This window comes from Williamsia sp. z34 (assembly GCF_059553395.1).
Genome location: NZ_JCANWW010000002.1, coordinates 397,355 through 420,880, shown reverse-complemented (window position 1 = coordinate 420,880; position 23,526 = coordinate 397,355). Strand labels below are relative to the sequence as shown.

At 67.1% G+C, this 23,526-nt stretch carries 22 protein-coding genes and 1 riboswitch; of the genes, 1 reads left to right on the top strand and 21 read right to left on the bottom strand.

Annotated features, from left to right (window positions below; all coding sequences use genetic code 11):
- Window positions 1-9 precede the first annotated feature (9 nt).
- The 14 genes from AC51GT_RS06310 to mihF form a co-directional block, all read right to left on the bottom strand.
- Window positions 10-498 (bottom strand): PH domain-containing protein, encoded by a 489-nt coding sequence (locus tag AC51GT_RS06310; RefSeq protein WP_496325108.1) that lies wholly within the window; start codon window positions 496-498, stop codon window positions 10-12.
- On the bottom strand, window positions 498-992 hold the full coding sequence (gene ribH, locus AC51GT_RS06305; protein WP_496328216.1) for a 6,7-dimethyl-8-ribityllumazine synthase: 495 nt from the start codon (window positions 990-992) through the stop codon (window positions 498-500). The genes AC51GT_RS06310 and ribH overlap by 1 nt, the downstream gene beginning before the upstream one ends.
- Window positions 989-2,296 carry a bifunctional 3,4-dihydroxy-2-butanone-4-phosphate synthase/GTP cyclohydrolase II gene (locus tag AC51GT_RS06300; protein WP_496328215.1) on the bottom strand — a complete coding sequence of 436 codons (1,308 nt, stop codon included), beginning with the start codon at window positions 2,294-2,296 and terminating at the stop codon, window positions 989-991. Before AC51GT_RS06300 ends, ribH begins: the two co-directional genes overlap by 4 nt.
- On the bottom strand, window positions 2,293-2,895 hold the full coding sequence (locus tag AC51GT_RS06295; protein WP_496325111.1) for a riboflavin synthase: 603 nt from the start codon (window positions 2,893-2,895) through the stop codon (window positions 2,293-2,295). The genes AC51GT_RS06300 and AC51GT_RS06295 overlap by 4 nt, the downstream gene beginning before the upstream one ends.
- 69 nt (window positions 2,896-2,964) lie before the next feature.
- Window positions 2,965-3,124, bottom strand: a riboswitch (FMN riboswitch).
- Between the two features lie 75 nt (window positions 3,125-3,199).
- The gene (gene ribD / locus AC51GT_RS06290) at window positions 3,200-4,207 is read right to left on the bottom strand and encodes a bifunctional diaminohydroxyphosphoribosylaminopyrimidine deaminase/5-amino-6-(5-phosphoribosylamino)uracil reductase RibD (protein ID WP_496328214.1); all 1,008 of its coding nucleotides are present in this window, start codon (window positions 4,205-4,207) and stop codon (window positions 3,200-3,202) included.
- Entirely contained in the window at window positions 4,204-4,863 is a 660-nt protein-coding gene (gene rpe, locus AC51GT_RS06285) for a ribulose-phosphate 3-epimerase (protein WP_496328479.1), read from the bottom strand. Before rpe ends, ribD begins: the two co-directional genes overlap by 4 nt.
- A gap of 110 nt (window positions 4,864-4,973) precedes the next feature.
- Window positions 4,974-6,371 (bottom strand): RsmB/NOP family class I SAM-dependent RNA methyltransferase, encoded by a 1,398-nt coding sequence (locus AC51GT_RS06280; RefSeq protein ID WP_496328213.1) that lies wholly within the window; start codon window positions 6,369-6,371, stop codon window positions 4,974-4,976.
- Window positions 6,368-7,300 carry a methionyl-tRNA formyltransferase gene (fmt, locus tag AC51GT_RS06275; protein WP_496328212.1) on the bottom strand — a complete coding sequence of 311 codons (933 nt, stop codon included), beginning with the start codon at window positions 7,298-7,300 and terminating at the stop codon, window positions 6,368-6,370. Before fmt ends, AC51GT_RS06280 begins: the two co-directional genes overlap by 4 nt.
- A gap of 76 nt (window positions 7,301-7,376) precedes the next feature.
- Window positions 7,377-9,404, bottom strand: a complete 2,028-nt coding sequence (locus AC51GT_RS06270; RefSeq protein ID WP_496328478.1) for a primosomal protein N' — start codon at window positions 9,402-9,404, stop codon at window positions 7,377-7,379.
- A 26-nt stretch (window positions 9,405-9,430) separates the two neighbouring features.
- Complete coding sequence (gene metK / locus AC51GT_RS06265) at window positions 9,431-10,639, bottom strand: methionine adenosyltransferase (RefSeq protein ID WP_496328211.1); 1,209 nt, start codon at window positions 10,637-10,639, stop codon at window positions 9,431-9,433.
- A 72-nt stretch (window positions 10,640-10,711) separates the two neighbouring features.
- Window positions 10,712-12,004 (bottom strand): bifunctional phosphopantothenoylcysteine decarboxylase/phosphopantothenate--cysteine ligase CoaBC, encoded by a 1,293-nt coding sequence (gene coaBC, locus AC51GT_RS06260; RefSeq protein ID WP_496325116.1) that lies wholly within the window; start codon window positions 12,002-12,004, stop codon window positions 10,712-10,714.
- Between the two features lie 104 nt (window positions 12,005-12,108).
- Window positions 12,109-12,411 (bottom strand): DNA-directed RNA polymerase subunit omega, encoded by a 303-nt coding sequence (gene rpoZ / locus AC51GT_RS06255; protein ID WP_020108885.1) that lies wholly within the window; start codon window positions 12,409-12,411, stop codon window positions 12,109-12,111.
- 7 nt (window positions 12,412-12,418) lie between these two features.
- A complete protein-coding gene (gmk, locus tag AC51GT_RS06250) occupies window positions 12,419-12,976 on the bottom strand; it encodes a guanylate kinase (protein WP_496325457.1) in 558 nt (185 codons plus the stop codon).
- A gap of 45 nt (window positions 12,977-13,021) precedes the next feature.
- Window positions 13,022-13,339 carry an integration host factor, actinobacterial type gene (mihF, locus tag AC51GT_RS06245; protein WP_023959453.1) on the bottom strand — a complete coding sequence of 106 codons (318 nt, stop codon included), beginning with the start codon at window positions 13,337-13,339 and terminating at the stop codon, window positions 13,022-13,024.
- Window positions 13,340-13,751: 412 nt separating this feature from the next.
- Here mihF and AC51GT_RS06240 point away from each other — a divergent pair, with 412 nt between their 5' ends.
- The gene (locus AC51GT_RS06240) at window positions 13,752-14,927 is read left to right on the top strand and encodes an alpha/beta hydrolase (protein WP_496328210.1); all 1,176 of its coding nucleotides are present in this window, start codon (window positions 13,752-13,754) and stop codon (window positions 14,925-14,927) included.
- On the opposite strand, the gene pyrF is transcribed toward AC51GT_RS06240, so the two are convergent.
- The 7 genes from pyrF to pyrR are packed head-to-tail and all read right to left on the bottom strand — an operon-like array spanning window position 14,852 to window position 23,495.
- The gene (gene pyrF / locus AC51GT_RS06235; protein WP_496328209.1) at window positions 14,852-15,673 is read right to left on the bottom strand and encodes an orotidine-5'-phosphate decarboxylase; all 822 of its coding nucleotides are present in this window, start codon (window positions 15,671-15,673) and stop codon (window positions 14,852-14,854) included. The two genes, AC51GT_RS06240 and pyrF, sit on opposite strands and share 76 nt — an antisense overlap.
- Entirely contained in the window at window positions 15,674-19,012 is a 3,339-nt protein-coding gene (gene carB, locus AC51GT_RS06230; RefSeq protein ID WP_496328208.1) for a carbamoyl-phosphate synthase large subunit, read from the bottom strand.
- Window positions 19,012-20,181, bottom strand: a complete 1,170-nt coding sequence (gene carA, locus AC51GT_RS06225; protein ID WP_496325120.1) for a glutamine-hydrolyzing carbamoyl-phosphate synthase small subunit — start codon at window positions 20,179-20,181, stop codon at window positions 19,012-19,014. The genes carB and carA overlap by 1 nt, the downstream gene beginning before the upstream one ends.
- Window positions 20,178-20,678 carry a PH-like domain-containing protein gene (locus tag AC51GT_RS06220; RefSeq protein ID WP_496325121.1) on the bottom strand — a complete coding sequence of 167 codons (501 nt, stop codon included), beginning with the start codon at window positions 20,676-20,678 and terminating at the stop codon, window positions 20,178-20,180. Before AC51GT_RS06220 ends, carA begins: the two co-directional genes overlap by 4 nt.
- Window positions 20,675-21,976: a dihydroorotase gene (locus AC51GT_RS06215; protein ID WP_496328207.1), complete on the bottom strand. Its 1,302-nt coding sequence runs from the start codon at window positions 21,974-21,976 to the stop codon at window positions 20,675-20,677. Before AC51GT_RS06215 ends, AC51GT_RS06220 begins: the two co-directional genes overlap by 4 nt.
- Window positions 21,973-22,917, bottom strand: coding sequence for an aspartate carbamoyltransferase catalytic subunit (locus AC51GT_RS06210; protein ID WP_496325123.1), 945 nt, complete (start codon window positions 22,915-22,917; stop codon window positions 21,973-21,975). The genes AC51GT_RS06215 and AC51GT_RS06210 overlap by 4 nt, the downstream gene beginning before the upstream one ends.
- A complete protein-coding gene (gene pyrR / locus AC51GT_RS06205; RefSeq protein ID WP_496325124.1) occupies window positions 22,914-23,495 on the bottom strand; it encodes a bifunctional pyr operon transcriptional regulator/uracil phosphoribosyltransferase PyrR in 582 nt (193 codons plus the stop codon). The genes AC51GT_RS06210 and pyrR overlap by 4 nt, the downstream gene beginning before the upstream one ends.
- Between the last annotated feature and the right edge of the window lie 31 nt (window positions 23,496-23,526).

Below are 23,526 nucleotides of genomic sequence, written 5' to 3'. Positions count from 1 at the left end.
TCAGCGGTGTCAGGCCGCTCGGGCGAAACGTTCGTGCAGGGCCCGCACCTCGGCCATGGCCGCCACGGCCCGGTCACCGTCGTTGGCCTGGATGGCCAGGATCGGCACGTGCTCATCCTCGGGCAGTTCCAGGCGCGCCCAGCTGCCACTGTGCGGGTACCGGATGCCCTCGATGATCGACCAGTCAAAGATCCGCTCGTTGAACAGATTTCGGACCGCGATGCCCTCGGCGCCGACCCGGATCCGGGCCCGGGCGAGCAGGAGGAACGAACCACCGATGATCATGCCGAGCCCGACCATCGCAATCTGATCGGCAAGTTTGAAGACGATGCCGGAGTCACCCACCTGGAGCAGCAACGCCACGATCACATGCACGATGACGACCGCCACGGCGGCGATCAACGCGTAGAGCGGTGACTTGCGCGGCCGGTAGACCATCAGCCATCGGGGTTCGTCCGTCACCACAGCGACTGTATCCGTCTTTGCCTGAGAGCTCATCAGATCTCGGGGTGGTATTCGCCGCGGGAGAGCGCCCGCAAGGTCAACGCCGAGGCGATCGCCGCAGTTGCGGCCTGAGCGCCCTTGTCTTCCTTCGAATCCGGCAGACCCGCGCGGTCCAGGGCCTGCTGCTCGTTGTTCGTCGTGAGCACACCGTTGCCGACCGGGGTCGACTCGTCGAGCGAGACCCGGGTCAGGCCGGCGGTCACCGCATCACACACGTAGTCGAAGTGCGGGGTGTCGCCACGGATCACCACACCCAGCGCGACCACGGCGTCGTGATTGCGGGCCAGCGCCTGCACGATCACCGGGAGTTCGATCGCACCGGCGACGCGCACGATCGTCGGCTCGGTGATCCCGACGTCGCCGGCGGCCTTTTTCGCACCGTCGAGCAGCGACTCACAGATCGTCGAATGCCATTGCGAGGCAACGATGGCCAGTCGCAGGCGGCTGGCGTCACCCAGGTTCAGTGTTGGTTCCCCGGCGCCGCTCATGCTGGACTGCCTCCGCTCAGTTCGGTGTCCTCGTGGTCGTCGAGCCCGACGAGGTCGTGGCCCATCCGGTCCCGTTTGGTACGCAGGTACCGCAAGTTCTCCGCATTGGGCCGAACCGGCATCGGCACCCGCTCGGTGATCTGCAGGCCATAGCCGTCCAGTCCGACGCGCTTGGCGGGATTGTTGGTCAGCAGTCGCATCGACGAGACACCGAGATCGACGAGGATCTGGGCACCCAGACCGTAGTCGCGGGAGTCCGCGGGCAGACCGAGTTCGAGGTTCGCGTCGACGGTGTCGGAGCCGGCGTCCTGCAGCTGGTAGGCCTGCAACTTGTGCAGCAGCCCGATGCCGCGGCCTTCGTGGCCACGCATGTAGAGCACGATGCCGCGGCCTTCGGCGGCGACCATCTCCATCGCGGCGTCGAGCTGCGGGCCGCAATCGCAGCGCAGCGAACCGAAGACGTCTCCGGTCAGGCACTCCGAATGCACCCGGACCAGGACGTCGTTGCCCTCACCGTCTGGGCCGGCCACATCGCCGAGGACCAGGGCCACGTGCTCGACCTCGTCGTAGATGCTGGTGTAACCGACGGCCCGGAATGCACCGTGGCGGGTGGGGATCCGGGCATCGGCAACCCGGACCACATGCTTTTCGTGACGACGGCGCCACGCGATCAGATCGGCGATCGAGATCAGCGCCAGGTCGTGTTCGTCGGCGAAGACCCTCAGTTCGGGGGTCTGCGCCATCGCACCCTCGTCCTTCTGGCTGACGATCTCGCAGATCACGCCGGCGGGCGCCAGATCGGCCATCCGGGCCAGATCCACCGCGGCCTCTGTGTGACCGGGGCGGCGCAGGACGCCACCCTCCTTGGCGCGCAGCGGGACCACGTGGCCCGGGCGGGTGAAGTCGCCTGCGGTGGTGGTCGGATCGGCGAGCAGTCGCATCGTCGCGGCGCGGTCGGAGGCACTGATACCGGTGCCGATCCCCTCGCGGGCATCAACGGTCACGGTGTAGGCGGTGCCGTGCTTGTCCTGGTTCACCGAGTACATCGGCGGCAGACCGAGGCGATCACAATCGTCGCCGTCGAGCGGCACACACAGGTATCCGGAGGTGTACCGGACCATGAACGCGACCAATTCGGGAGTGGCCTTCTCGGCCGCGAAGATCAGGTCGCCTTCGTTCTCGCGATCCTCGTCGTCGACGACGACGACTGCCTTACCTGCCGCGATATCGGCGAGCGCACGCTCGATCGTGTCGAACTTGGTGCCCTGATGTAGGCCTGTGGTGGTGCCCACCTGGTTACTCATTTCTCCACTCCGATCGCGGATAGCCGTTCGACGTATTTGGCTATCACGTCGACCTCTAGGTTAACGACTGCACCGGCGGCCGCTTCCCCCAAGGTGGTCAACGCGAGAGTCGTTGGGATGAGGGATATCTCAAACCAGTCCGGGCCGATCGACGAAACGGTCAACGAAACGCCATCGACGGTGATAGAACCTTTTTCGACGATGTAGCGGGCGATGGATCCGGTGGTCCCGATCCGCACGACGGTCCAGTTCTCTCCGGGTGTGACCGATTCCACGGTCCCGATGCCGTCGACATGGCCCTGGACGATGTGGCCGCCGAACCGGCCGCCTGCGGGCATGGCGCGTTCCAGGTTGACCGGGCTGCCGGGCGCGAGGTCGGCCAGCGAACTGCGCCGTAGCGTCTCGCCCATCACATCGACGGTGAAGGCGCCGTCGTCGACCAGGTCCACCACGGTCAGACAGACCCCGTTGACGGCGATCGAATCCCCGTGTCCGGCATCACTGGTCACCAACGGACCCCGAACGGTGAATCGTGCCGCATCGGTCAAGTCTTCACGCGCAACAATGCTGCCGCGCTCCTCGACGATTCCCGTGAACATCGCCTACTCCTTCAATCGCTTCGCGATCTCAGGGCGGCACATGGCCGGGTCGTCAGAAGACCCGCCAAGTGGAGTTCTCTCACGTCCGGACTATGACCGTCGGCTCCGGGATCTCACCGGAATCTGCTCGACCCCTCACCGGGTGAGGGCGCTCGCGGGCTCAGTGTCCAACAGGTGTCGATCCACTTTTACCGCCGGTGGGGAATTACACCCCGCCCCGAGAACTTCCACCTTAGAAACTATCACATCGGACGTATATCGTGATCTGCGCTAACGACATGTTGGCGCCGGTCAGGACGGTGAATCAGTTTGCATTCAGCGTGAGCAGAACGTCATCGCCGAGGGTTTCGACGCCCGCGGTGGTGAACCGGCGTGCCTGCGACAACGTCAGCACCGAATCGTCGACCACCGCCGCGGCTCCCCCGCCGATCACCAGGGGCGCCAGATACGCCTGGACCCGGTCGACGAGTCCGGCCGCGAAGAACGCCCCCAGCAACCGTGCGCCGCCCTCGATCTGGACGTTGGTGAGCTCTCCCAGTTGCTCGATCACCCGCGCCGGGTCGTGTTCGGCGATCTGCAGCGTGGCCGCGCTCGAATCGAAGATCTTCGCCTCGGCCGGGATCTCCCGGCGGCCGACGATCACCCGCAGCGGCTGATGTTCGCGCAGTGAGCCGTCGGGGTATCGGGCCGTCAGCGACGGATCGTCCGCGAGGACGGTCCCGGTGCCGACCACGATGGCGTCGATCTGCCCGCGTTCGAGATGGACTCGCTCGCGCGCCGCACTGCCGGTGATCCACTGACTCGTTCCGTCCGGCGCGGCGATCCGGCCGTCGACGGACGCCGCGAACTTGGCGGTCACCATCGGCCGGCCGCGCTCTTGCCGGAACAGCCATTCCCGCAGCGGGCCGTCACGTACCTCGTCGATGCCGACCCCGGCCTGTACCGCGATGCCGGCTTCTTCCAGTCGGGCGTGACCTCCGCGCGCCAAAGGATTGGGATCCGACACCGCGTAGACCACTGCCTGCACCCCGGCCGCGATCAGGGCTTCGGTACAGGGGCCGGTGCGACCGGTGTGGTTGCAGGGTTCGAGGGTGACGACCGCGGTACCGCCGGCGGCCCGCAATCCGGCCTGCTCGAGAGCGACGACCTCGGCGTGCGCGCCACCGGGCGGCCGGGTGTGCCCGACGCCGGCCACCGAACCGTCGACGTCGAGGATCACCGCGCCGACCGGCGGGTTGGGGGTGCTCTGGCCGCGAGCACCATACGACTCGGTGATCGCCCGGCGCATCGCCTCCCCGATCAGCCCCGTCATGTCAGCGCGCGGCCGGCAGCCGCCTGCGCGCGCAGCGATTTGACGGCCTCGGCCGGATCGCTCGCACCGTAGACCGCGGAACCGGCGACAAAGCAGTCCACGCCGGCTTCGGCGGCCTGTTCGATGGTGTCGGCATTGATCCCGCCGTCGATCTCCACCAGGATCCGCAGTTCGCCCGAATCGACCAGCGACCGCACCCGGCGCACCTTGTCGAGCACGGAGGCGATGAAGGACTGTCCACCGAAGCCCGGTTCGACGCTCATCACCAGCAGGGTGTCGAAGCTCTGGAGGATCTCCAGGTACGGATCGAGTTCGGTGCCCGGCTTGATGCTCAGGCCCGCCTTGGCGCCGGCAGCGCGGATGTCCTTGGCGACCGCGATCGGATCGTCGGTGGCCTCGGCGTGGAAGGTGACGTTGTGGGACCCGGCCTCGGCGTATCCGGGCGCCCAGCGGGCCGGGTCCTCGATCATCAGGTGGCAATCGATCGGGATGTCGGTGGCCTTGAGCAGGCTCTCGACCACCGGCAGTCCCAACGTCAGGTTGGGCACGAAGTGTCCGTCCATCACGTCGACGTGCAACCAGTCGGCGCCCTTGACCGCATCGGCCTCGGCCCCGAGTTTGGCGAAATCGGCGGACAGGATGGACGGCGCGATCATGGGTGGCATCTGCATGCCAACAATCCTATGTGCCCCCGCAAAACGAGCCGGGAATGCAAAGACGAGCCACATACTTGTGGCTCGTCTTCGTATTTCCGGCTCGTCTGCGGTCAGTCCTTGCGGAGTGCGGCGAAGAACATCGCATCGGTGCCGTAGAGATGCGGCCACAGCTGCACGTACGGTCCGGGACCGACACCCTCGATCGGCACCAATTCGCGGGTGTCGATGGCGGTGATGGGCAGTTCGGCGACGGCCCGGTCGACAGCCTGCGTCGTCTCGGCGGGGTGCGGCGAACAGGTGGCGTAGACGACAACCCCGCCCGGACGCAACAACTTCACCGCCGATTCGAGCAACTCCCGTTGCAGCACAACGAGTTCGGCAACATCATCGGGTGTACGCCGCCAGCGGGCCTCGGGACGGCGTCGCAGCGCACCCAGGCCGGTGCACGGTGCGTCGACGAGAATCCGGTCATATCCGGGCTCCAGGCCGGGGTCGCGGCCATCGGCGACCTTGACGTCGACCGGCAAGTCGCGCGTCGACTTACGGACCAATTCGGCTCGGTGCGGTGCCTTTTCGATCGCGTCGACGCGGGCACCCTCGATTTCGGCCAGAGCACCGAGCAGTGCCGCCTTGCCACCGGGCCCGGCGCAGAGGTCGAGCCAGCGGCCGTTGTCGTCGCCGACCAGCGGCGCCTGCGCCAGTGACCGCGCGACCAGCTGGCTGCCTTCGTCCTGCACGCCGGCCAAGCCCTCTCGGATCGGGTCGAGGTCACCGGGATCCCCACCGTCGAGGTAGACGCAGTACGGCGAGTACCGCCCGACCTCGCCGCCGGTGATCAACGCGAGTTCTTCGGCGGTGAGCAGTCCGGGGCGGGCCACCAGATGTGTCAGCGGCCGTTCGTCATCGGCGGCCAGCGCCGCCTGCAGTGCCCCGGCCGAACCGCCGAGGGCCTCGTCGAAGACCTCGGCGATCCACTTGGGGTGGGCGTACTGGAATGCCAGGTGACCGATCAGGTCCTCGGTGATCGGCGGCGCGAGTTCCTGTACCCAGAGGTCCTCGTCGCGCTGGGAGACCTTGCGCAGGATCGCATTGACGAAGCCGACCGGTCCGTGCCCGACCCGCGAACGCACCAGATCCACTGACGTCGACACCGCTGCGTGCGCACCGATCCGGGTCCGCAGAAGCTGATAGGTACCCAGGCGCAGGACGTCGAGAACGGGCCCGTCGATGTCCTTGACCGGCCGCTTGGCGACATACGTGATGATCGCATCGAGCATGCCCGCGGCCCGGCACGTGCCGTAGGTGAGCTCGGTCGCCAGTGCCGCGTCGCGGCCGGTGATCTTCCGCTCGCGCAACATCTTCGGCAGGATCAGGTTGGCGTAGGCGTCGCGTTCGCGGACCGCGGCCAGCACGTCTACCGCAGCGATGCGGGCCGGGTCGATCGGTGTGGACTCGCGTGGGGTCCCGGCCTGGTTGTCGGCGGTGGGCTTCCCGGTGGGTTGGTTCATGACAGTGCCTGTCCGTTGGTCAGTCTGGCCCCGCGTGCCCAGTCGGCACCGGCCATGGCCTTTTTGCCTTGTGGTTGAACCACATCGAGGCGGATGGGATCGGTTTGGGTTCCGACCATGAGTGCTTTTTTGGTGACGAGCAATTCACCGGGTGCCGGTCGTTCGTCGACATCGCTCACGATCGAGCACTTCGCGATCTTGACCCGCAGGTCACCCAGGTTCGTCCAGGGACCGGGCGCCGGTGTCATCGCCCGGATGTGACGATCGACGAGATGGGCGGGCAGGTCCCAGCGGATGCGGGCGTCGTCGATGGTGATCTTGGGTGCGGTGCTGATCCCGTCGGCGGGCTGCGGCACCGCGATCAGCGTGCCGTCCTCGAGTCCGTCGAGGGTCGAGACCAGCAATCCGGCTCCGGTCTCCGACAACCGGCCGAGCAGGTCGCCCGCGGTGTCGGTGGGCCGGATCCGTTCGGTGACGACACCGAACACCGGGCCGGTGTCCAGGCCCGCCTCGATCCGGAACGTGGTCGCACCGGTCACCTCGTCGCCGGCGGCGATCGCGGCCTGCACCGGTGCGGCACCGCGCCAGGACGGCAGGAGCGAGAAGTGCAGGTTGACCCACCCGTGAGTCGGCAGATCGAGCAGTTCGGCCGGCACCAGTCCGCCGTAGGCGACCACCGGGATGCACTCCGGCGCCCAGGCGCGCAATTGCTCGACCGCCTCGGGATCGGCGAGCCGGCGGGGCGTGATGACCGGGACGTTGTTGTCGTCGGCCAGTTGCGCAACGGGTGAACGCGCGACCTTGCGTCCGCGCCCGGCCGCCGCATCGGGGCGACTGATCACACCGACCACCTCATGGCGATCGGAATCGAGCAGTGCCTGCAACGATCCGACGGCGGGCTCAGGTGTGCCCGCAAACACCACCCGCATGTACTACCTCCATTGTCGACATGGCCGCCGAAGATCGCCGCCGGCCATCCGAACAAGCTTAGAGGGCGGCCGGGACTCAGCCGATGGTCGGTGGATCCATCTGCACACGGATCGGGGACGTCTCGTGATGGGCGATGCGCCCGATCAGAGCGGCCCGCAACGCCGCCGCCAGCACGCGTCCGTCCGAACGTTTGCAGCGCAACAGTATTCGCTGCGGATCGGGTACCTCGGCCCGGTCCAGGCCCGATGGCAACCGGACACCGGCAGGCAGTTCGACGGGTCCGAGCACTTCCCCACCCTCGGGCAGCTCGACCGTTTCGGCGAAGGCGATCACCGCCGGACCGGCGCCGTCGATCGAGGCCATCGTCACCGCGGGCGGGAAGGCGAGTTCGGTGCGCTGGTCGAGTTCGGTCTGGGCGTGGCCGACCGGATCCCAGCGGATCACCGCCTGCACCGGTGCCAGCCCGGCGTCGGCGACCACCACCACCGTGCCGCCCTGACCGTGCGGCCGCACCAACATGGCCGCCGACAGCCATCGCCGCACCGCTTCCTCACCGGCCCGCAGTTCGGTGCGATCGAGCTGGGCCCAGGTGTCGAGCAGGATCACCGCCCCATAGCCACCCGCCGCCACCGGTTCGGCACCCGGCGTCGAGACCACCACCCGGGCACCGGGCTCGACGTGTTCGACGAGCTTGTCACCGCCGGAGGTCAGGATCGGCACCCCGGGGAACGCCCGTCCCAACTCCTCGGCGGTCCGGCTCGCCCCCGTGGTCAGCGCCCGAACCTTGGTGAAACCGCATTCGGCGCAACGGAAGTCGGCCTCGGGATGTCCACACCACCGACAGCTGAGCATGCCCAGCCGGGAACTGTTCGCCTCGGCCGGACCGTCCGCCTGCATCGGTCCATGACAGCGACGGCAGCGCACGTGGGAACGACAGCGTTCGCAGGCCAACGACGGCAGGTAACCGCGACGGGGCACGCTGAACAGCACCGGGGTGTCGGCCGCGACCGCGGCACGGGCGGCGTCGAAGGCGAGCGCCGGGATACGGGCCGAGCGCGCCAGCGGATCGCGCGCCACCCGGTTGTCCTCTTCGGAGAGCGCCTTGATCCGTGGGGTCCGTTCCCGGATGACGGCGCGGGGTGCGGTGAGGTCGTGGGCCCAGCCGGCCACGACCAGTGCCTGTGTCTCGGTGGTCCGGGCGGCGCCCGCCAGGATCAGCGCACAGGTTTCCGAATGCGAGCGCAGGACCGCGACCTCCCGGGTGTGCGGATAGGGCGCGCGCGGTTCGCACAGGCTCTCGTCGCCGTCGTCCCAGACCACGATCAACCCCAGGTTCGGGATGGGCGTGAATGCCGCACTGCGGGTACCGATGACCACCGACGCCTGGCCGCGTAGTGCGCGGAGCCAGCGTCGGTACCGTGCCGACGGGCCCAGACCGGCGGACAGGGAGACGACCCGATCACCGATCAGGTCGCCGCACGCCGCCTCGAGTCGATTCAGGTCGCGTTGGTCGGGCACCACGATGATGGTGCTGCGCCCGCTGATCATGGTGTGGCAGGCGACCTCGGCGAGCCGGGCCGGCCAGTCCTCACCGGGCAGTGCCTGCCAGGCCGCCCGCGCGGCCTTGCCGTCGGCGACCGCCCCGAGGAACGAGTCGGCGTGCCGATAGGGTTCCCAACCCGTCAGATCGACCGTCGGCGGCACCGGGGTTCCGGGTGGCGCGGCGTCGGCCTGCTCGGTCCGGGCATGTCGCGGTGGGATGGCCAGCCGCAGGACATCGGTCATCGTCCCGGCGTAGCGGTCCGCGACCGCCCGCGCCAGCGTCGCCAGCTCGGGGGTCAGGACCTGTTCGGGTGAGGTCACCCGTTCGAGCCAGCCCAGCCGCCCCGGATGATCGCTGGACTCGATGCGGTCGAGCAGGTAGCCGTCGACCAGACGCCCGGAAAAACGCACCCGCACCCGGACACCGGGCCGGGCCTGCTCATCCTGGGCGGCGGTGACCTGATAGTCGAACGGCCGGTCCAGATGTGCCAGACCCAGCAACGGCAGAACACGCGCGATCGGGAGCCGCGGGGCAAGCTCGCGATCGTTCTTGGGGGCGATGGGCCTGGCTCGGACTGGATGGGCCTCTAGATACCTGCCGCCGCGCGGAGCTTGTCGGCGCGGTCGGTGTGCTCCCACGGCAGATCGATGTCGGTGCGGCCGAAGTGTCCGTAGGCCGCGGTCGGCGCGTAGATCGGACGCAGCAGGTCGAGGTCGCGGATGATGGCACCCGGACGCAGGTCGAAGACCTCGGTGATCGCCGACTGGATCTTGGCCGGATCGACGTTCTCGGTGCCGAAGGTCTCGACGAACAAGCCCACCGGGGCAGCCTTGCCGATCGCGTAGGCCACCTGCACCTCGATACGTCCGGCCAGGCCGGCGGCGATCGCGTTCTTGGCCACCCAGCGCATCGCGTACGCGGCACTGCGGTCGACCTTCGACGGATCCTTGCCGGAGAAGGCGCCACCACCGTGACGGGCCATGCCGCCATAGGTGTCGACGATGATTTTGCGGCCGGTCAGTCCGGCGTCGCCCATCGGTCCACCGAGGACGAACTTGCCGGTCGGGTTGACCAGCAGGCGCACATCACTGGTGTCGAGGAACGCCAGGTTGAGCTCTTCGAAGACCGAATCGAGGACCTGGTTGCGGATGTCCGGGGTCAGCAGGTTCTCGAGGTCGATGTCGGCGGCGTGCTGGGTGGAGATGACCACGGTGTCGAGACGGACCGGCTTGTCACCGACGTATTCGATGGTGACCTGGGTCTTGCCGTCGGGACGCAGGTACGGCAGCACGCCGGTCTTGCGGACCTCGGTCAGCCGCCGCGCGAGGCGATGCGCCAACGCGATCGGGACGGGCATGTATTCGGGGGTCTCGTCGGTGGCGTAGCCGAACATCAGACCCTGATCGCCGGCACCCTGGCGGGCGATCTCGTCTTCGGTGATGCCTTCGACGCGGGACTCGTATGCGTTGTCCACACCCTGGGCGATCTCGGGCGACTGCGCACCGATCGCGACGTTGACGCCACAGGAGTTGCCGTCGAAGCCCTTGGCGGAGGAGTCGTAGCCGATCTCCAGGACCTTCTCGCGGACGATCTTCGGGATGTCGGCGTAGGCGGTGGTGTTGACCTCGCCGGCGACATGGACCTGTCCGGTGGTGACCAGGGTTTCCACGGCCACCCGGGCGCGCGGGTCGTCGGTCAGCAGGGCATCCAGGATCGAGTCGCTGATCGCGTCACAGATCTTGTCCGGATGACCTTCGGTGACGGACTCGCTTGTGAACAAACGGGAATCGGTCATGGATTTCCTCTCGGCAGCGGTGGTCCTGGAGCGGACCGGTCGTGGGTTGCGCGAAAACCCGCGGACCTCAAATTACACAGGCTCGGTTCTATCGGTTGCATCGACCATCGATGCCCCACCATCAGGGCGCATCGCGATCACGGCGTCAAGTATTCGGCTCGCCATGAGTGTTTTGGTTCCCAGCGGCAGCGCGGTCTCCTGGCCGTCCGCGGCGAGCACCCACCCGGTGTTGTGATCCATGCCGAAAGCCTTACCGTCACCGACCGCGTTCACGACGAGCAGATCGCAACCCTTCCGGGCCAGCTTGGCGCGTCCGTGGTCCAGGACTCCATGATGCTCGTCGCCGGTCTCGGCCGCAAAGCCGACGATCGACACATCCGCCGGGATCTCACCGGCGCGGCGCGCGGCGACCAGACCGGCCAAGATGTCGGGATTGGTGGTCAGCTCGATCGGAGCCGGGCCGTCGCCGGTCTTCTTGATCTTCGACTGCGCCACCGCCAGCGGACGGAAATCGGCGACCGCGGCGGCCATGATCACCACATCGGTTTCGGGCGCGCGTTTCGCCATCTCCTCGGACAATTGCTCCGCGGACTTGATCCGGACGAGTTCGACGCCGGCCGGGGTCGCGAGATCGTCGGTGGCGCCTGCCACCAGGGTGACCACGGCGCCACGTTGCGCCGCAGCCCGGGCCAGGGCATAACCCTGCTTCCCCGAACTGCGGTTGCCGAGGTAGCGAACCGGGTCGAGTGGTTCGCGGGTGCCGCCGGCACTGATGAGGAACCTGACGCCGCCCAGGTCGTACGGCAGGGCGTCGGGACGTTCGAGCAGGAGTTCGCCGAGAAGGGCGATCTCCTGTGGGTCGGGCAGTCGTCCGGCTCCGGAGTCGACACCGGTCAACCGGCCGGAGGCGGGGGTGATCACGGTGGCGCCGTGCGCGCGGAGCGTACGGACGTTGGTCTGGGTTGCCGGGTGCTCCCACATCTCTGTGTGCATCGCCGGGACGAACATCACCGGGCATCGCGCGGTGAGCAGGGTCGAGGTCAACAGGTCGTCGGCTCGGCCGGACGCGGCCCGCGCCATCAGGTCGGCAGTGGCCGGCGCGATGATGACCAGGTCGGCTTCTTGCCCGAGGCGCACGTGGGCCACCTGGGGTACATCGTCGAACACCTCGGTGCTCACCGGATTACCGCTGAGCGCCTCGAAGGTGGCCGCACCGACGAACTTGAGTGCCGATTCGGTGGGGATGACCCGCACACCGTGACCGGCTTCGGTGAAGTGGCGGATGACGGAGCCGACCTTGTACGCCGCGATGCCACCGCCGACGCCCACAACAATGTTCTTGCGTGCACTAACCGCTTCGGTCACGAAACCTCATCCTCGCTGTAGGCGCCGCGAGTGATCTCCCGCCACCGCATCCGAAATACACGTGGTCCCACGGTTCCGGAAGCCCGGAACCGTGGGATTCGTGCTCACTCGCCTTCGGTGTGCTCGAGCAGGTCTGCGTGGATCTCGCGCATCGCGATCGACAGCGGCTTCTCCTGAAGACCCGGCTCGACCAGAGGGCCGACGTATTCGAGGATTCCGTCGCCGAGCTGGTTGTAGTAATCGTTGATCTGACGCGCACGCTTGGCCGCGTAGATCACCAGTGCGTACTTCGAAGAAGCCCGTTCGAGCAGCTCATCGATCGGCGGGTTCGTGATACCAAGCGGGGTGTCGTACGCCGTCGCGTCGACCTCGCCGATGAACTCGTCCTGGGTGGTCAAGCTGCTCACAGTTCTCCTACGAATTATTCAAATGGGTTTCAACCAGCAAGGATAGCAACTGTCTGGCCGCCGCGTCGACTTCGTCGTTCACGATGACGTGATCGAACTCGCCGGCACTGTCCAATTCGGCCCGCGCCGTCTGCAGACGACGCTCGATCACCTCTTCGGATTCGGTGCCCCGACCACGCAATCGCGCGACCAGAACATCCCAGCTGGGTGGGGCCAAAAACACGGTGACAGCCTCTGGCACGGCGGCACGGATACTGCGCGCTCCGGCCAGGTCGACCTCCACCAGAGTGGGTCTCCCCTGCTCCATGGCCTCGTACACGGGTTTGGCGGGCGTTCCCGAGCGTTGCAGCCCGCCATGGATCTCAGCCCATTCGAGGAGTTGGTTCTCCTCGATCAGCCGATCGAACTCGTCGCGACTGACGAAGTGATAGTCGCGACCGTCCACCTCACCGACCCGCGGTTCGCGGGTGGTGGCCGACACGCTGAACATCAGCTCCGGGAGCAATTCCCGGAGCCGACGGACAACGCTCGACTTGCCGACAGCAGAAGGGCCGGCCAAAACCAGCAGCCGGCCCTTCTGTTGCAGATCTTGGCTCACGCGCAGAAACGATCAGGCAAAGTCGAACTTGGCGAGCAGAGCCTTCTTCTGCCGATCGCCCAGGCCGCGCAGGCGGCGGGTGGGGGCGATCTCGAGCTCGGTCATGATCTCCTGAGCCTTGACCTTGCCAACCTTCGGCAGGGCCTCGAGGAGCGCCGACACCTTCATCTTGCCGAGGATCTCATCGTTCTCAGCATCCTTGAGTACCTGCTGCAGATCGGTGCCGCCACGCTTGAGGCGTTCCTTCAGCTCTGCTCGGGCCCGGCGAGCGGCAGCTGCCTTCTCCAAGGCAGCCGCGCGCTGCTCATCTGTCAACTGGGGAAGGGCCACGGTTCCTCCGATTTCGTCTGTGTGTTCTCTGCCCCGGCACCGGTGATGTCGGGGCGGCTGCCTTGTGAGGGCAGCGAAAGCGACCGTACCCACGTGAGCTGGGATTTGCGACCCCGACCCCCGCATTCCCCCACGAAAACCGGTGTTGTAAGCCAGCCAAACTAGACCGGCCCGCGAAGGCCCCGCTGATCGCCAAACCCCGGGTTCCGATTCTTCGACGCGACCAATCCTGTTGCACCACAGGTTATTTCGCATTGCAAAGATGGTTTTTTCGCCAACATGACGTACGTCACACTTGTGGTGCACCTGTGACAGGAGTTCCTCCGTGGAATTTTTCTGAGATTCTTGCGCCTTGCGCGTGTCGGAGATGGGTTTGACCTGCGATGAGTAGCACGCGGGCAGCTCGTGTTAGATGTCGTTTGTGATCGATCGACTGCCGACTCCGGCACAGAACCTCCTGCGATTGACGGTCGGTGGCGGTATCCGCCCACCGGTGCAGACCCCGCACACCACGCTGCACACACAGCGACATCAGGTATTGCGGCGTTACGGTGACCTCACGGACCTCGCCCGGGCCCGCGACACAGGCGGTGTCCCGGTGCTACTGCTGCCCCCGCTGGCCGCGCCCGCGGCCTGCTATGACCTCGACCCCGACCACTCGTATGTGGCCCACCTGCTGGGACAGGGACGCATCCCCTACGTCGTCGACTACGGCGAGATGGATCGATCCGACCGAGGCCTGGGGTTCGAAGGTTTCACCGACGACATCGTCCCGAACGCCATCGCCCGGGTCCTCGCGGACTTCGACGGGTCCACCGGACGTCTCGACCTCGTGGCCTGGAGTCTGGGCGGCACCGTCGCGCTGCTCACGCTCGCCGCCGACCCCGGCTTACCCGTCCGTTCGATCACTGCGATCGGTACTCCGCTGAACTACGGCCTGGTGCCGCCCTATCCGCTGGTCCGGCGGCTGACCGGTAGGACCGGTCCGCGGCCTGTCACAGCGACACTGAGCGCCCTACGCGGGATTCCCGCCCCGCTGGTGCAGATCGCTTATCGCGGCACGGCGTGGCAGCGGGAGCTCAAGAAACCCTGGTTCATCATGAACAACCTCGCCGATACCGAGACGCTCGCCCGGATGGAGGTCGTGAACCGATTCCAGCGTCGGTTCCCGGGCTACCCGGGCCGGTTGTCCGAGCAGATGTGGGAGCAGTTCATCTACCACGATGAGCTGGCCGGTGGCGTGGTGAACTTCGGTGATCGCCAGATCGACCTGACCACCATCAAGGTCCCGGTACAACTGTTCGGCAGTCACCGGGACGTCATCGTCCCGTGGGCGGCCGCCCGCCACGGGGTCGAGCTCCTCGCCGAGTCACCGCAGGTGCACTTCACCACGGTCGAGACCAGCCATCTCGGTCTGATCGCGGGTCCGGAGGCCAAGGCGCAGACCTGGCCGCGCATCGACGCGTTCCACGCCGCGCTCGAGGATGCTCCGATCGCGAACGACCAGGTCGATCAGGACAGCGCGGACTCGATCTCCGACGCCGTCCGCAGTGCCGCATCCCGCAGCGCGGGCACGTCCGGGCCCTGACGCAGGACCGCCCGTGAGCTCGACGGCAGCAGCCAGTCGAGGTCGCTGCCGGCGAAGACGCCGCGCAGGTCCTCGGCGGTGGCGCCCTGGGCACCGAGCCCCGGAGCCAGCACCGGCGCGCGCAGGTCCGTCAGGTCCAGACCGTGGTCGCGGGTGGCCCCGACGACGACGCCGACCGTTCCCGAACCGTCGGCGTTGGCCGTGGCCGAGGCGTCGACGATCCCCTGGGCCACGGTGACACCCTCACGCTCGGCGAGCTGGAGTGACGCGCCTTCCGGATTCGACGTCCGGGCCAGCACGAACACACCGCGCCCGTGCGCCCGGGCCAGGTCGATCACCGATGACAGCGAACCGAAGCCCAGATAGGGCGAGACGGTCACCGCGTCGGCACACAACGGCGAGGCGTCCTCGAGCCAGGCTCTGGCATACGCGTCCATCGTCGATCCGATGTCGCCGCGTTTGGCATCGGCGATCACCAGCGCTCCCCCCGACCGGCACCCGGCGATCACTGTTTCCAGGGCGGCAAACCCTTCGGCACCGAACGCTTCGAAGAAGGCCACCTGCGGTTTGATCACCGCCGCGGTGCCGGCCAGGGCCTCGACGCAGATTTCGCCGAAAGCCCTGACCCCGGCACCACTGACCGGCAGCCCCCACTGGCGCAGGAGTTCGGGATGCGGGTCGATGCCCGCACACAGGCGCCCGCGTTGCGCGACCACCTCCCGATACCGGGCACCGAAGGTGCTCACTCAGGCACCCAGCATCGAACGGTGCCAGGACTGCAGCGACAGCACATTCATTGCGCCCCCGAGGGCTGCCTCGATGCCCTGGATCGCAGCGCTGGCGCCCTGGACCGTGGTGATGCACGGAATGTTCACCGACACGGCAGCACTACGGATCTCGTAGCCGTCGACCCGCGGTCCCGAATTGCCGTACGGGGTGTTGATGACCATGGCGATTTCACCCGCGCGGATGCGATCGACAACCGTCATCTCCCCGTCGGGCCGGTCGGTGTCGGAGTGCTTGTAGACCTGCGTGCAGCTGATCCCGTTGCGTCGCAAGACATGTGCGGTCCCCTCGGTGGCGAGGATCTCGAACCCGAGATCGGCCAGCCGCTTGACCGGGAAGACCAACGCGCGCTTGTCCTTGTTGGCCACGGAGACGAAGATCTTCCCGTCGAGCGGCAACGACCCGTAGGCGGCGGTCTGCGACTTGGCGAAGGCCCGACCGAAATCGGCATCGATACCCATCACCTCACCGGTCGACTTCATCTCCGGGCTCAGCAGCGAATCGACGCCGCTGCCGTCGCTACGGCGGAACCGGTTGAACGGCAGCACCGCCTCTTTGACCGCGATCGGTGCGGTGTCGGGCAGCTCGGATCCGTCGCCCGAGGCGGGCAACATCCCGTCCGTGCGCATCTCGGCGATGGTGGCGCCCAGCATGAGCCGGGCACACGCCTTGGCCAACTGCACCGCTGTGGCCTTGGATACGAACGGCACCGTCCGGCTCGCCCGCGGGTTGGCCTCGAGCACGTACAGGATGTCGTCCTTCAAGGCGTACTGGACGTTGAGCAGTCCGCGCACGCCGATGCCCTTGGCCAGCGCCTCGGTGGACCGGCGGACGTTCTCCAGATCGGATTTGCCCAGCGTGATCGGCGGCAGCGCACACGCCGAGTCGCCGGAGTGGATACCGGCCTCCTCGATGTGCTCCATGACGCCGCCGATGTAGCAGTCGGTGCCGTCGTAGAGGGCGTCGACGTCGATCTCGATGGCGTCTTCGAGGAACCGGTCGACCAGCACCGGATGCTCGGGGTTGATCTCGGTGGCACGGGAGATGTAGCCCTCGAGGGACTCCTCGTCGTAGACGATCTCCATGCCGCGGCCACCGAGCACGTATGACGGGCGCACGAGCACCGGGTAACCGATGTCGCCGGCGATCTCCTTGGCCTCGTCGAAGGTGGTCGCCATGCCGTACTTGGCAGCGGGCAGACCGGCAGCTTCGAGCACCTTGCCGAACTCGCCGCGATCCTCGGCGAGGTCGATCGCCTCGGGGCTGGTGCCCACGATCGGCACACCCGCGGCCTGCAGCCGATGCGCCAGCCCGAGCGGTGTCTGACCGCCGAGTTGGACGATGACACCGGCGACGGTGCCCGACTCCGATTCGGCGTTGTACACCTCGAGCACGTCTTCGAACGTCAGCGGCTCGAAGTAGAGGCGGTCGGCGGTGTCGTAGTCCGTCGAGACCGTCTCCGGGTTGCAGTTGACCATGACGGTCTCGTAGCCGACCTCGGACAGTGTCAGTGCGGCATGGACACAGGAGTAGTCGAACTCGATGCCCTGTCCGATGCGGTTGGGACCCGATCCCAGGATCAGGACCTTGGGCCGCTCGGTCTGCGGGGCGACCTCCGACTTCGCGGCGGGATCGAGTTCGTACGTCGAGTAGTGGTACGGCGTCGCGGCCTCGAACTCGGCGGCACAGGTGTCGACGGTCTTGTATACCGGGCGCACGTTCAGCGAGTGCCGCAGGTCGCGGACAGCGGCCTCGTCGGCGAGGTCATCCCGCAGCGCCGCGAGCTGACGGTCCGACAGACCGTTGCTCTTCGCCAGCCGCAACAGCGGCTCGTCGAGAACCTCTGCCGACCGGATGTCTTGTCCCAGTTGATAAACGGCCTCGATCTCGGCCAGGAACCACGGATCGATCTTCGTCGAATCGAAGAGCTGCTCCACGGTGGCACCGAGCATGAACGCCTGCATGATGCCGTAGAGGCGACCGTCCTTGGGCACGCTGAGTCGCTCCAGCAGTTCCGGGAGCGCCTCGGCCGGTGCACCCTCGACAACCGGTTCGGTCCAGAATCCGGCGGCCTTGGTCTCCAGCGAACGCATGACCTTGCCGAGCGCCTCGGCGAACGAACGACCCAGCGACATCGCCTCACCCACCGACTTCATGGTCGTGGTCAGCGTGTCATCGGCACCGGGGAACTTCTCGAAGGCGAACCGCGGGGCCTTGACCACGACATAGTCGAGGGTCGGCTCGAAGCAGGCCGGGGTCTTCTTGGTGATGTCGTTGACGATCTCGTCGAGCCGGTAGCCCACGGCCAGCTTCGCCGCGATCTTGGCGATCGGGAAGCCGGTGGCCTTCGAGGCCAGCGCCGACGACCGCGACACCCGCGGGTTCATCTCGATGACGACCAGGCGGCCGTCCGCGGGATCCATCGCGAACTGGATGTTGCAGCCACCGGTGTCGACACCGACCTCACGGATGATCGCGATCGACAGGTCACGCATGTCCTGGTACTCGCGGTCGGTCAGCGTCATCGCCGGGGCGACGGTCATCGAGTCACCGGTGTGCACACCGACCGGATCGACGTTCTCGATCGAGCAGACGACCACGACGTTGTCGGCGCCGTCACGCATCAATTCGAGCTCGTACTCTTTCCAGCCGAGGATCGACTCCTCGATGAGCACGTTGGCGGTCGGGGATGCCGAGAGTCCGCCGCCGGCGATCCGGTTGAGGTCGTCCTCGTTGTAGGCCATCCCCGATCCGAGGCCACCCATCGTGAAGGACGGGCGGACGACAACCGGATAACCTAGTTCGGCGACGGTCTCGTGGACTTCTTCCATCGTGTAGCAGACTGCCGAACGGGCGCTCTCGCCACCGACTTTGGCGACGATGTCCTTGAACTTCTGACGATCCTCACCGCGCTGGATCGCGTCGAAGTCGGCACCGATGAGCTCGATGTCGTACTTCTCCAGGATGCCCTCGTCATGCAGTGCGACGGCGGCATTGAGGGCGGTCTGGCCGCCGAGGGTCGCGAGCACGGCATCGATCGGGTATCCGGCGTCGCGCTCGGCGATGATCACCTTCTCGATGTACTCGGCGGTGATCGGCTCGATGTATGTGGCGTCGGCGAACTCGGGGTCGGTCATGATCGTCGCCGGGTTCGAGTTCACCAGGCTCACGCGCAGACCCTCGGCGCGCAGCACCCGGCACGCCTGGGTACCGGAATAGTCGAACTCACTGGCCTGACCGATGACGATCGGACCGGAGCCGATGACCAGGACGTGCGATAGGTCGGAACGGCGGGGCATCAGGCACTGGCTCCTTGCAGCAGGGATACGAACTTGTCGAACAGGTAGGCGGCGTCGTGTGGGCCGGCCGCCGCTTCCGGGTGGTACTGCACCGAGAACGCCTTGCCGTTGATCAACTCGACGCCTTCGACGGCACCGTCGTTGGCACAGGTGTGGCTGATCCGGGCCCGGCCGAAGTCGGAGTCGAACTCCTCGCCGGCCTCACCCTCGAGCGCGAACCCGTGATTCTGCGCGGTGATCGACACCGCACCGGTCGCATGATCGATGACCGGGATGTTGATGCCGCGGTGACCGAACTTCATCTTGTAGGTGTCCCGGCCCAGGGCTCGGCCCAGGATCTGGTTGCCGAAGCAGATCCCGAACAGCGGGATCCCTTCGCCGAGGACGTGGCGGGTCAGATCGACGGCGTGGTCGGCGGTCGCTGGGTCGCCCGGGCCGTTCGAGAGGAACACACCGTCGGGGTTGATCGCGGCGATGGCGTCGGGGCTCGTCCCGGCGGGCAGCACATGCACCCGGACGCCGCGCTGGGCGAACATCCGCGGGGTGTTGGTCTTGATGCCGAGGTCGATGGCAGCGACGGTGAACTGCGGCTCGCCGTCGGGTTCGACGACGTAGCCCTCGGTGGTCGAGACCTCGCCCGCCAGGTTCGCGCCCTTCATCTGAGGGGCGTCGACAACACGCCGGAGCAGTTCGTCCACCCCGGCGAGTGCGTCACCGGAGAAGATCCCGGCCCGCATCGATCCGTGATCGCGCAGGGTCCGCACGACGGTGCGGGTGTCGATGCCGGCGATGCCGACGATCCCCTGCTCGACGAGTTCGTCTTCGAGCGTGGACGTCGCGCGCCAACTCGACACCCGGCGGGTGGGGTTGCGCACGGCGTAGCCGCTGACCCAGATCTTGCCGGAGTCATCGCCGCTCTGGCCGGTCCGGCCGATGCGGCTCTCGCCGTCTTGTCTGTTCCAGCCGGTGTTGCCGATCTGTGGCGCGGTCGCCACCACGATCTGCCGGTGGTAGCTGGGATCGGTGAGCGTCTCCTGGTACCCGGTCATCGCGGTACAGAAGACGGCTTCACCAAGGGTTTGTCCCAGCGCGCCGTATCCGGTTCCGGTGTAATGCTCACCGTTCTCGAGAACCAGCACCGCTGGCGTTGCCCGGTTTGGCTGTGTCACTGCTTTGTTCCGTCCTGCTCGAAAGGGTTGACCCATTGCGGGTAGATGGATTTGTCGTCCGCGCGGATGCCGGAGTCGATCTCGGTTCCCGACGGCAGCAGCCATCGGATCACCAGCACACCGTCCGCGGTCATCACTTTTCCGGCCAGTCCGCGCTCTGTTCTGATCGCGGTGATCTGGTCGGCGGGGATCCAGATCGGGTTGGCGCCGCGGCGTTCGATCAGGATCCCGCTGTCGTAGCGGCTGATCTCGGCGGCGGCGCGGTCACCGTAGTCGCCGACTGCCACGCGGTCCTGCCAACTCGGCGCGATCGTCGATCCGACGTACAGCCCCGTGTGCGGGCCGAGCCGGCAGGGGCCGAGATCGGCGGGCACCTCGGGGAATGCGCCGAGTATCTGCTCCTGGCGGCGACCACGGCCTCGCCAGCCCAGGATCATCAGGCCGACGATCCCGCCCCAGGCCAGGACGACGACCAGGACAACCACGACGCCGGTCATAGCACTGCCCGGACCTTGCCACCATTGTTCGTGATCTCGCCCCGCAGCACCGTGGCGATCACCGTGCCGGGCAGGGTGAGTCCGTCGAACGGCGAGTTCGCCGACAGGCTGGCCAGGGCGTCTGACTGCACCGTCCACTCGGTCTCCGGGTCGACCAGGGCCAGGTTCGCCGGTTCACCGACGGCGATCGGGCGGCCCTGATCGGGTAGCCCGGTGATCTGCGCCGGACGTTCACTCATGACCGCGGCCACGCCGCGCCAGTCCAGCAGACCCGGGTTGACCATGGTCTCGATCACGATGGACAGGGCGGTTTGCAGTCCGAGCATGCCGGGGCGGGCATTGGCGAACTCACAGCATTTCTCCTGCGCCGCGTGAGGTGCGTGGTCGGTGGCGACGCAATCGATGATCCCGTCGGCCAGCGCCTGCCGCAACGCGGTCTTGTCGCGGCCCTCGCGCAGCGGCGGATTCACCTTGTTGACCGCGTCGTAGGTCTCCAGACGAGAGTCGTCGAGCAGCAGATGGTGCGGCGTGACCTCGGCGGTGATCGAGATGCCCTGTCCGCGCGCCCACTTCAGCAGCTCGACGGTGCCCTCGGTGGACGCGTGGCAGATATGGACCCGGGTTCCGGCGTCGCGGGCCAGGAGCGCGTCGCGGGCCACGATCGATTCTTCGGCCGCGCGCGGCCAGCCGCTGAGTCCCAGCCGCGCCGCGGTGGCACCCTCGTGCGCGATCGCACCCTTGGTGAGCCGAGGCTCTTCGGCGTGCTGGGCGATCAGGACATCAAGGCCCTTGGCGTATTCGAGCGCCCGGCGCATCAGCAGCGGATCGTCGACACATTTGCCGTCATCGCTGAACATCCGCACGCCGGCCACACCGGCGGCCATCGCGCCCATCTCGGCGAGCTGTTTGCCCTCCAGGCCCACCGTGATCGCACCCACCGGATGCACGTCGACGAGTCCGACCTCCTGGCCACGTCGCCAGACGTAGTCGGTGATGACCGGGCTGTCCGCGACCGGATCGGTGTTGGCCATCGCGAAGACCGCGGTGTAACCACCGAGCGCGGCTGCCGCCGAACCGGTTTCGATCGTCTCGGTGTCTTCCCGGCCGGGCTCGCGCAGGTGCGTGTGCATGTCGACGAATCCGGGCAGCAGTATTGCGCCCGCGCCGTCGAGCACATCGACCTCGGCGCCTGCGCTCAGATCGGTCCCGACCTCGGCGATGTCGCCACCGGTGACGAGAACGTCGACGAGCTCACCCCCGTATGGCCTCACGTTGCGGATCAGCAGGTCGCCGCTCACGCCACACCCTCACTCTCGGTTCCGACCAGCAGTGTGAAAAGCACTGCCATTCGCATATGTACTCCGTTGGAAACCTGTTGCAGCACAGTCGACTTCGACGAGTCCGCCACAGAGAATCCGATCTCCATGCCACGCAACATCGGACCGGGATGCAGCACCACCGCATGATCGGCCAGCAGCGCCGCCCGACGATCGGAGAGCCCGTACCGAATCGAGTACTCGCGCGACGAGGGGAAGAATCCGCCGTTCATCCGTTCGGCCTGGACCCGCAGCAACATCACCGCGTCCACTGCGGCGAGTTCGGCATCGAGGCTGTGGGAGATCTCCACCGGCCACGACTCGACACCCACCGGGAGCAGGGTCGGCGGCGCGACCAGAACCACCTGGGCACCGAGGGTGGCCAGCAGATGGGCATTGGAGCGGGCCACCCGTGAGTGCAGGATGTCGCCGACGATCGCGATCCGGCGGCCTTCGAGCGATCCGAGCCGCTGCCGCAGGGTCAGTGCGTCGAGCAGTGCCTGCGTCGGGTGCTCGTGGGTGCCGTCGCCGGCGTTGATCACCGATGGGCCGGGACCCTCCTCGGCGGTCCACTGGGCGATCTGATGCGCCGCACCGGAGGCCGGATGGCGGACGATCAGCGCATCGGCTCCGGCCGCACGTAGCGTCTTGGCCGTGTCACGCAAGGACTCGCCCTTGTTCACCGATGAACTCGAGGCACTGACGTTGATCACGTCAGCACTCATCCACTTGCCGGCGACCTCGAAGGAAACCCTTGTGCGCGTGGAGTTCTCATAGAAAACCGTCATGATGGTGCGACCCCGCAGCGTCGGCAGCTTGCGGATCTCACGACCCACCAGCGCCTGCTCGAAGCGTTCGGCCTCATCGAGCATCTCGGTGGCGACGTCTTTGCTCAGGTCATTGACGGACAGCAGGTGCTTCATGCACTCTCCCCCGCCCGCAGCACGACCCGGTCGACACCGTCGTGTTCCCGCATGTGCACCTCGACGTCTTCGCTCCGGGAAGTCGGGATGTTCTTGCCGACGTAATCGGCCCGCAGCGGCAGTTCGCGGTGACCACGATCCACCAGTACGGCGAGCTGGACAGCGGCCGGCCGACCCAGGTCGCGGAGGGCGTCGAGCGCGGCCCGCACGGTGCGCCCGGAATACAGGACGTCGTCGACGAGCACCACGAGTGCACCGTCCACACCCCCGGCGGGCACCGCGGTGGGTTCGAGGGCACGGTGCGGCTTGGCCCGCAGATCGTCGCGGTACAGGGTGATGTCGAGGTAACCGACGGGGACCTGCACGCCCGAGAACTCCGCGATGTTCGCGGCCAGGCGCCGTGCGAGGAAGATGCCCCGGGTGGGGATCCCGATGATCACAACCCGTGGTGAGTCCGGGCTGTCGAGAGCTGTTTTTTCGATGATCTGATGCGCTATCCGCGCAATGGTCCTACCGACATCGGCGTCGTCGAGTAATTCACGACCCGCATCGGTACCGTCGCTTTTTTGAGGCGGCACGGTTATCGGGACCTCCTTCTCCGCCTCTCCG

Bases quoted from the DNA above. Each gene is read 5' to 3' on its own strand.
- metK (WP_496328211.1), bottom strand. From the start codon at position 10,639: ATGACCGATTCCCGTTTGTTCACAAGCGAGTCCGTCACCGAAGGTCAT.
- AC51GT_RS06295 (WP_496325111.1), bottom strand. From the start codon at position 2,895: ATGTTCACGGGAATCGTCGAGGAGCGCGGCAGCATTGTTGCGCGTGAA.
- ribD (WP_496328214.1), bottom strand. From the start codon at position 4,207: ATGACGGGGCTGATCGGGGAGGCGATGCGCCGGGCGATCACCGAGTCG.
- AC51GT_RS06300 (WP_496328215.1), bottom strand. From the start codon at position 2,296: ATGAGTAACCAGGTGGGCACCACCACAGGCCTACATCAGGGCACCAAG.
- ribH (WP_496328216.1), bottom strand. From the start codon at position 992: ATGAGCGGCGCCGGGGAACCAACACTGAACCTGGGTGACGCCAGCCGC.
- AC51GT_RS06310 (WP_496325108.1), bottom strand. From the start codon at position 498: ATGAGCTCTCAGGCAAAGACGGATACAGTCGCTGTGGTGACGGACGAA.
- AC51GT_RS06220 (WP_496325121.1), bottom strand. From the start codon at position 20,678: ATGACCGGCGTCGTGGTTGTCCTGGTCGTCGTCCTGGCCTGGGGCGGG.
- AC51GT_RS06210 (WP_496325123.1), bottom strand. From the start codon at position 22,917: ATGAAGCACCTGCTGTCCGTCAATGACCTGAGCAAAGACGTCGCCACC.
- AC51GT_RS06280 (WP_496328213.1), bottom strand. From the start codon at position 6,371: ATGAACCAACCCACCGGGAAGCCCACCGCCGACAACCAGGCCGGGACC.
- fmt (WP_496328212.1), bottom strand. From the start codon at position 7,300: ATGCGGGTGGTGTTTGCGGGCACACCTGAGCCCGCCGTCGGATCGTTG.
- carB (WP_496328208.1), bottom strand. From the start codon at position 19,012: ATGCCCCGCCGTTCCGACCTATCGCACGTCCTGGTCATCGGCTCCGGT.
- rpe (WP_496328479.1), bottom strand. From the start codon at position 4,863: ATGATCGCGCCGTCCATCCTGTCCGCCGATTTCGCCAAACTCGGGGCC.
- AC51GT_RS06240 (WP_496328210.1), top strand. From the start codon at position 13,752: ATGTCGTTTGTGATCGATCGACTGCCGACTCCGGCACAGAACCTCCTG.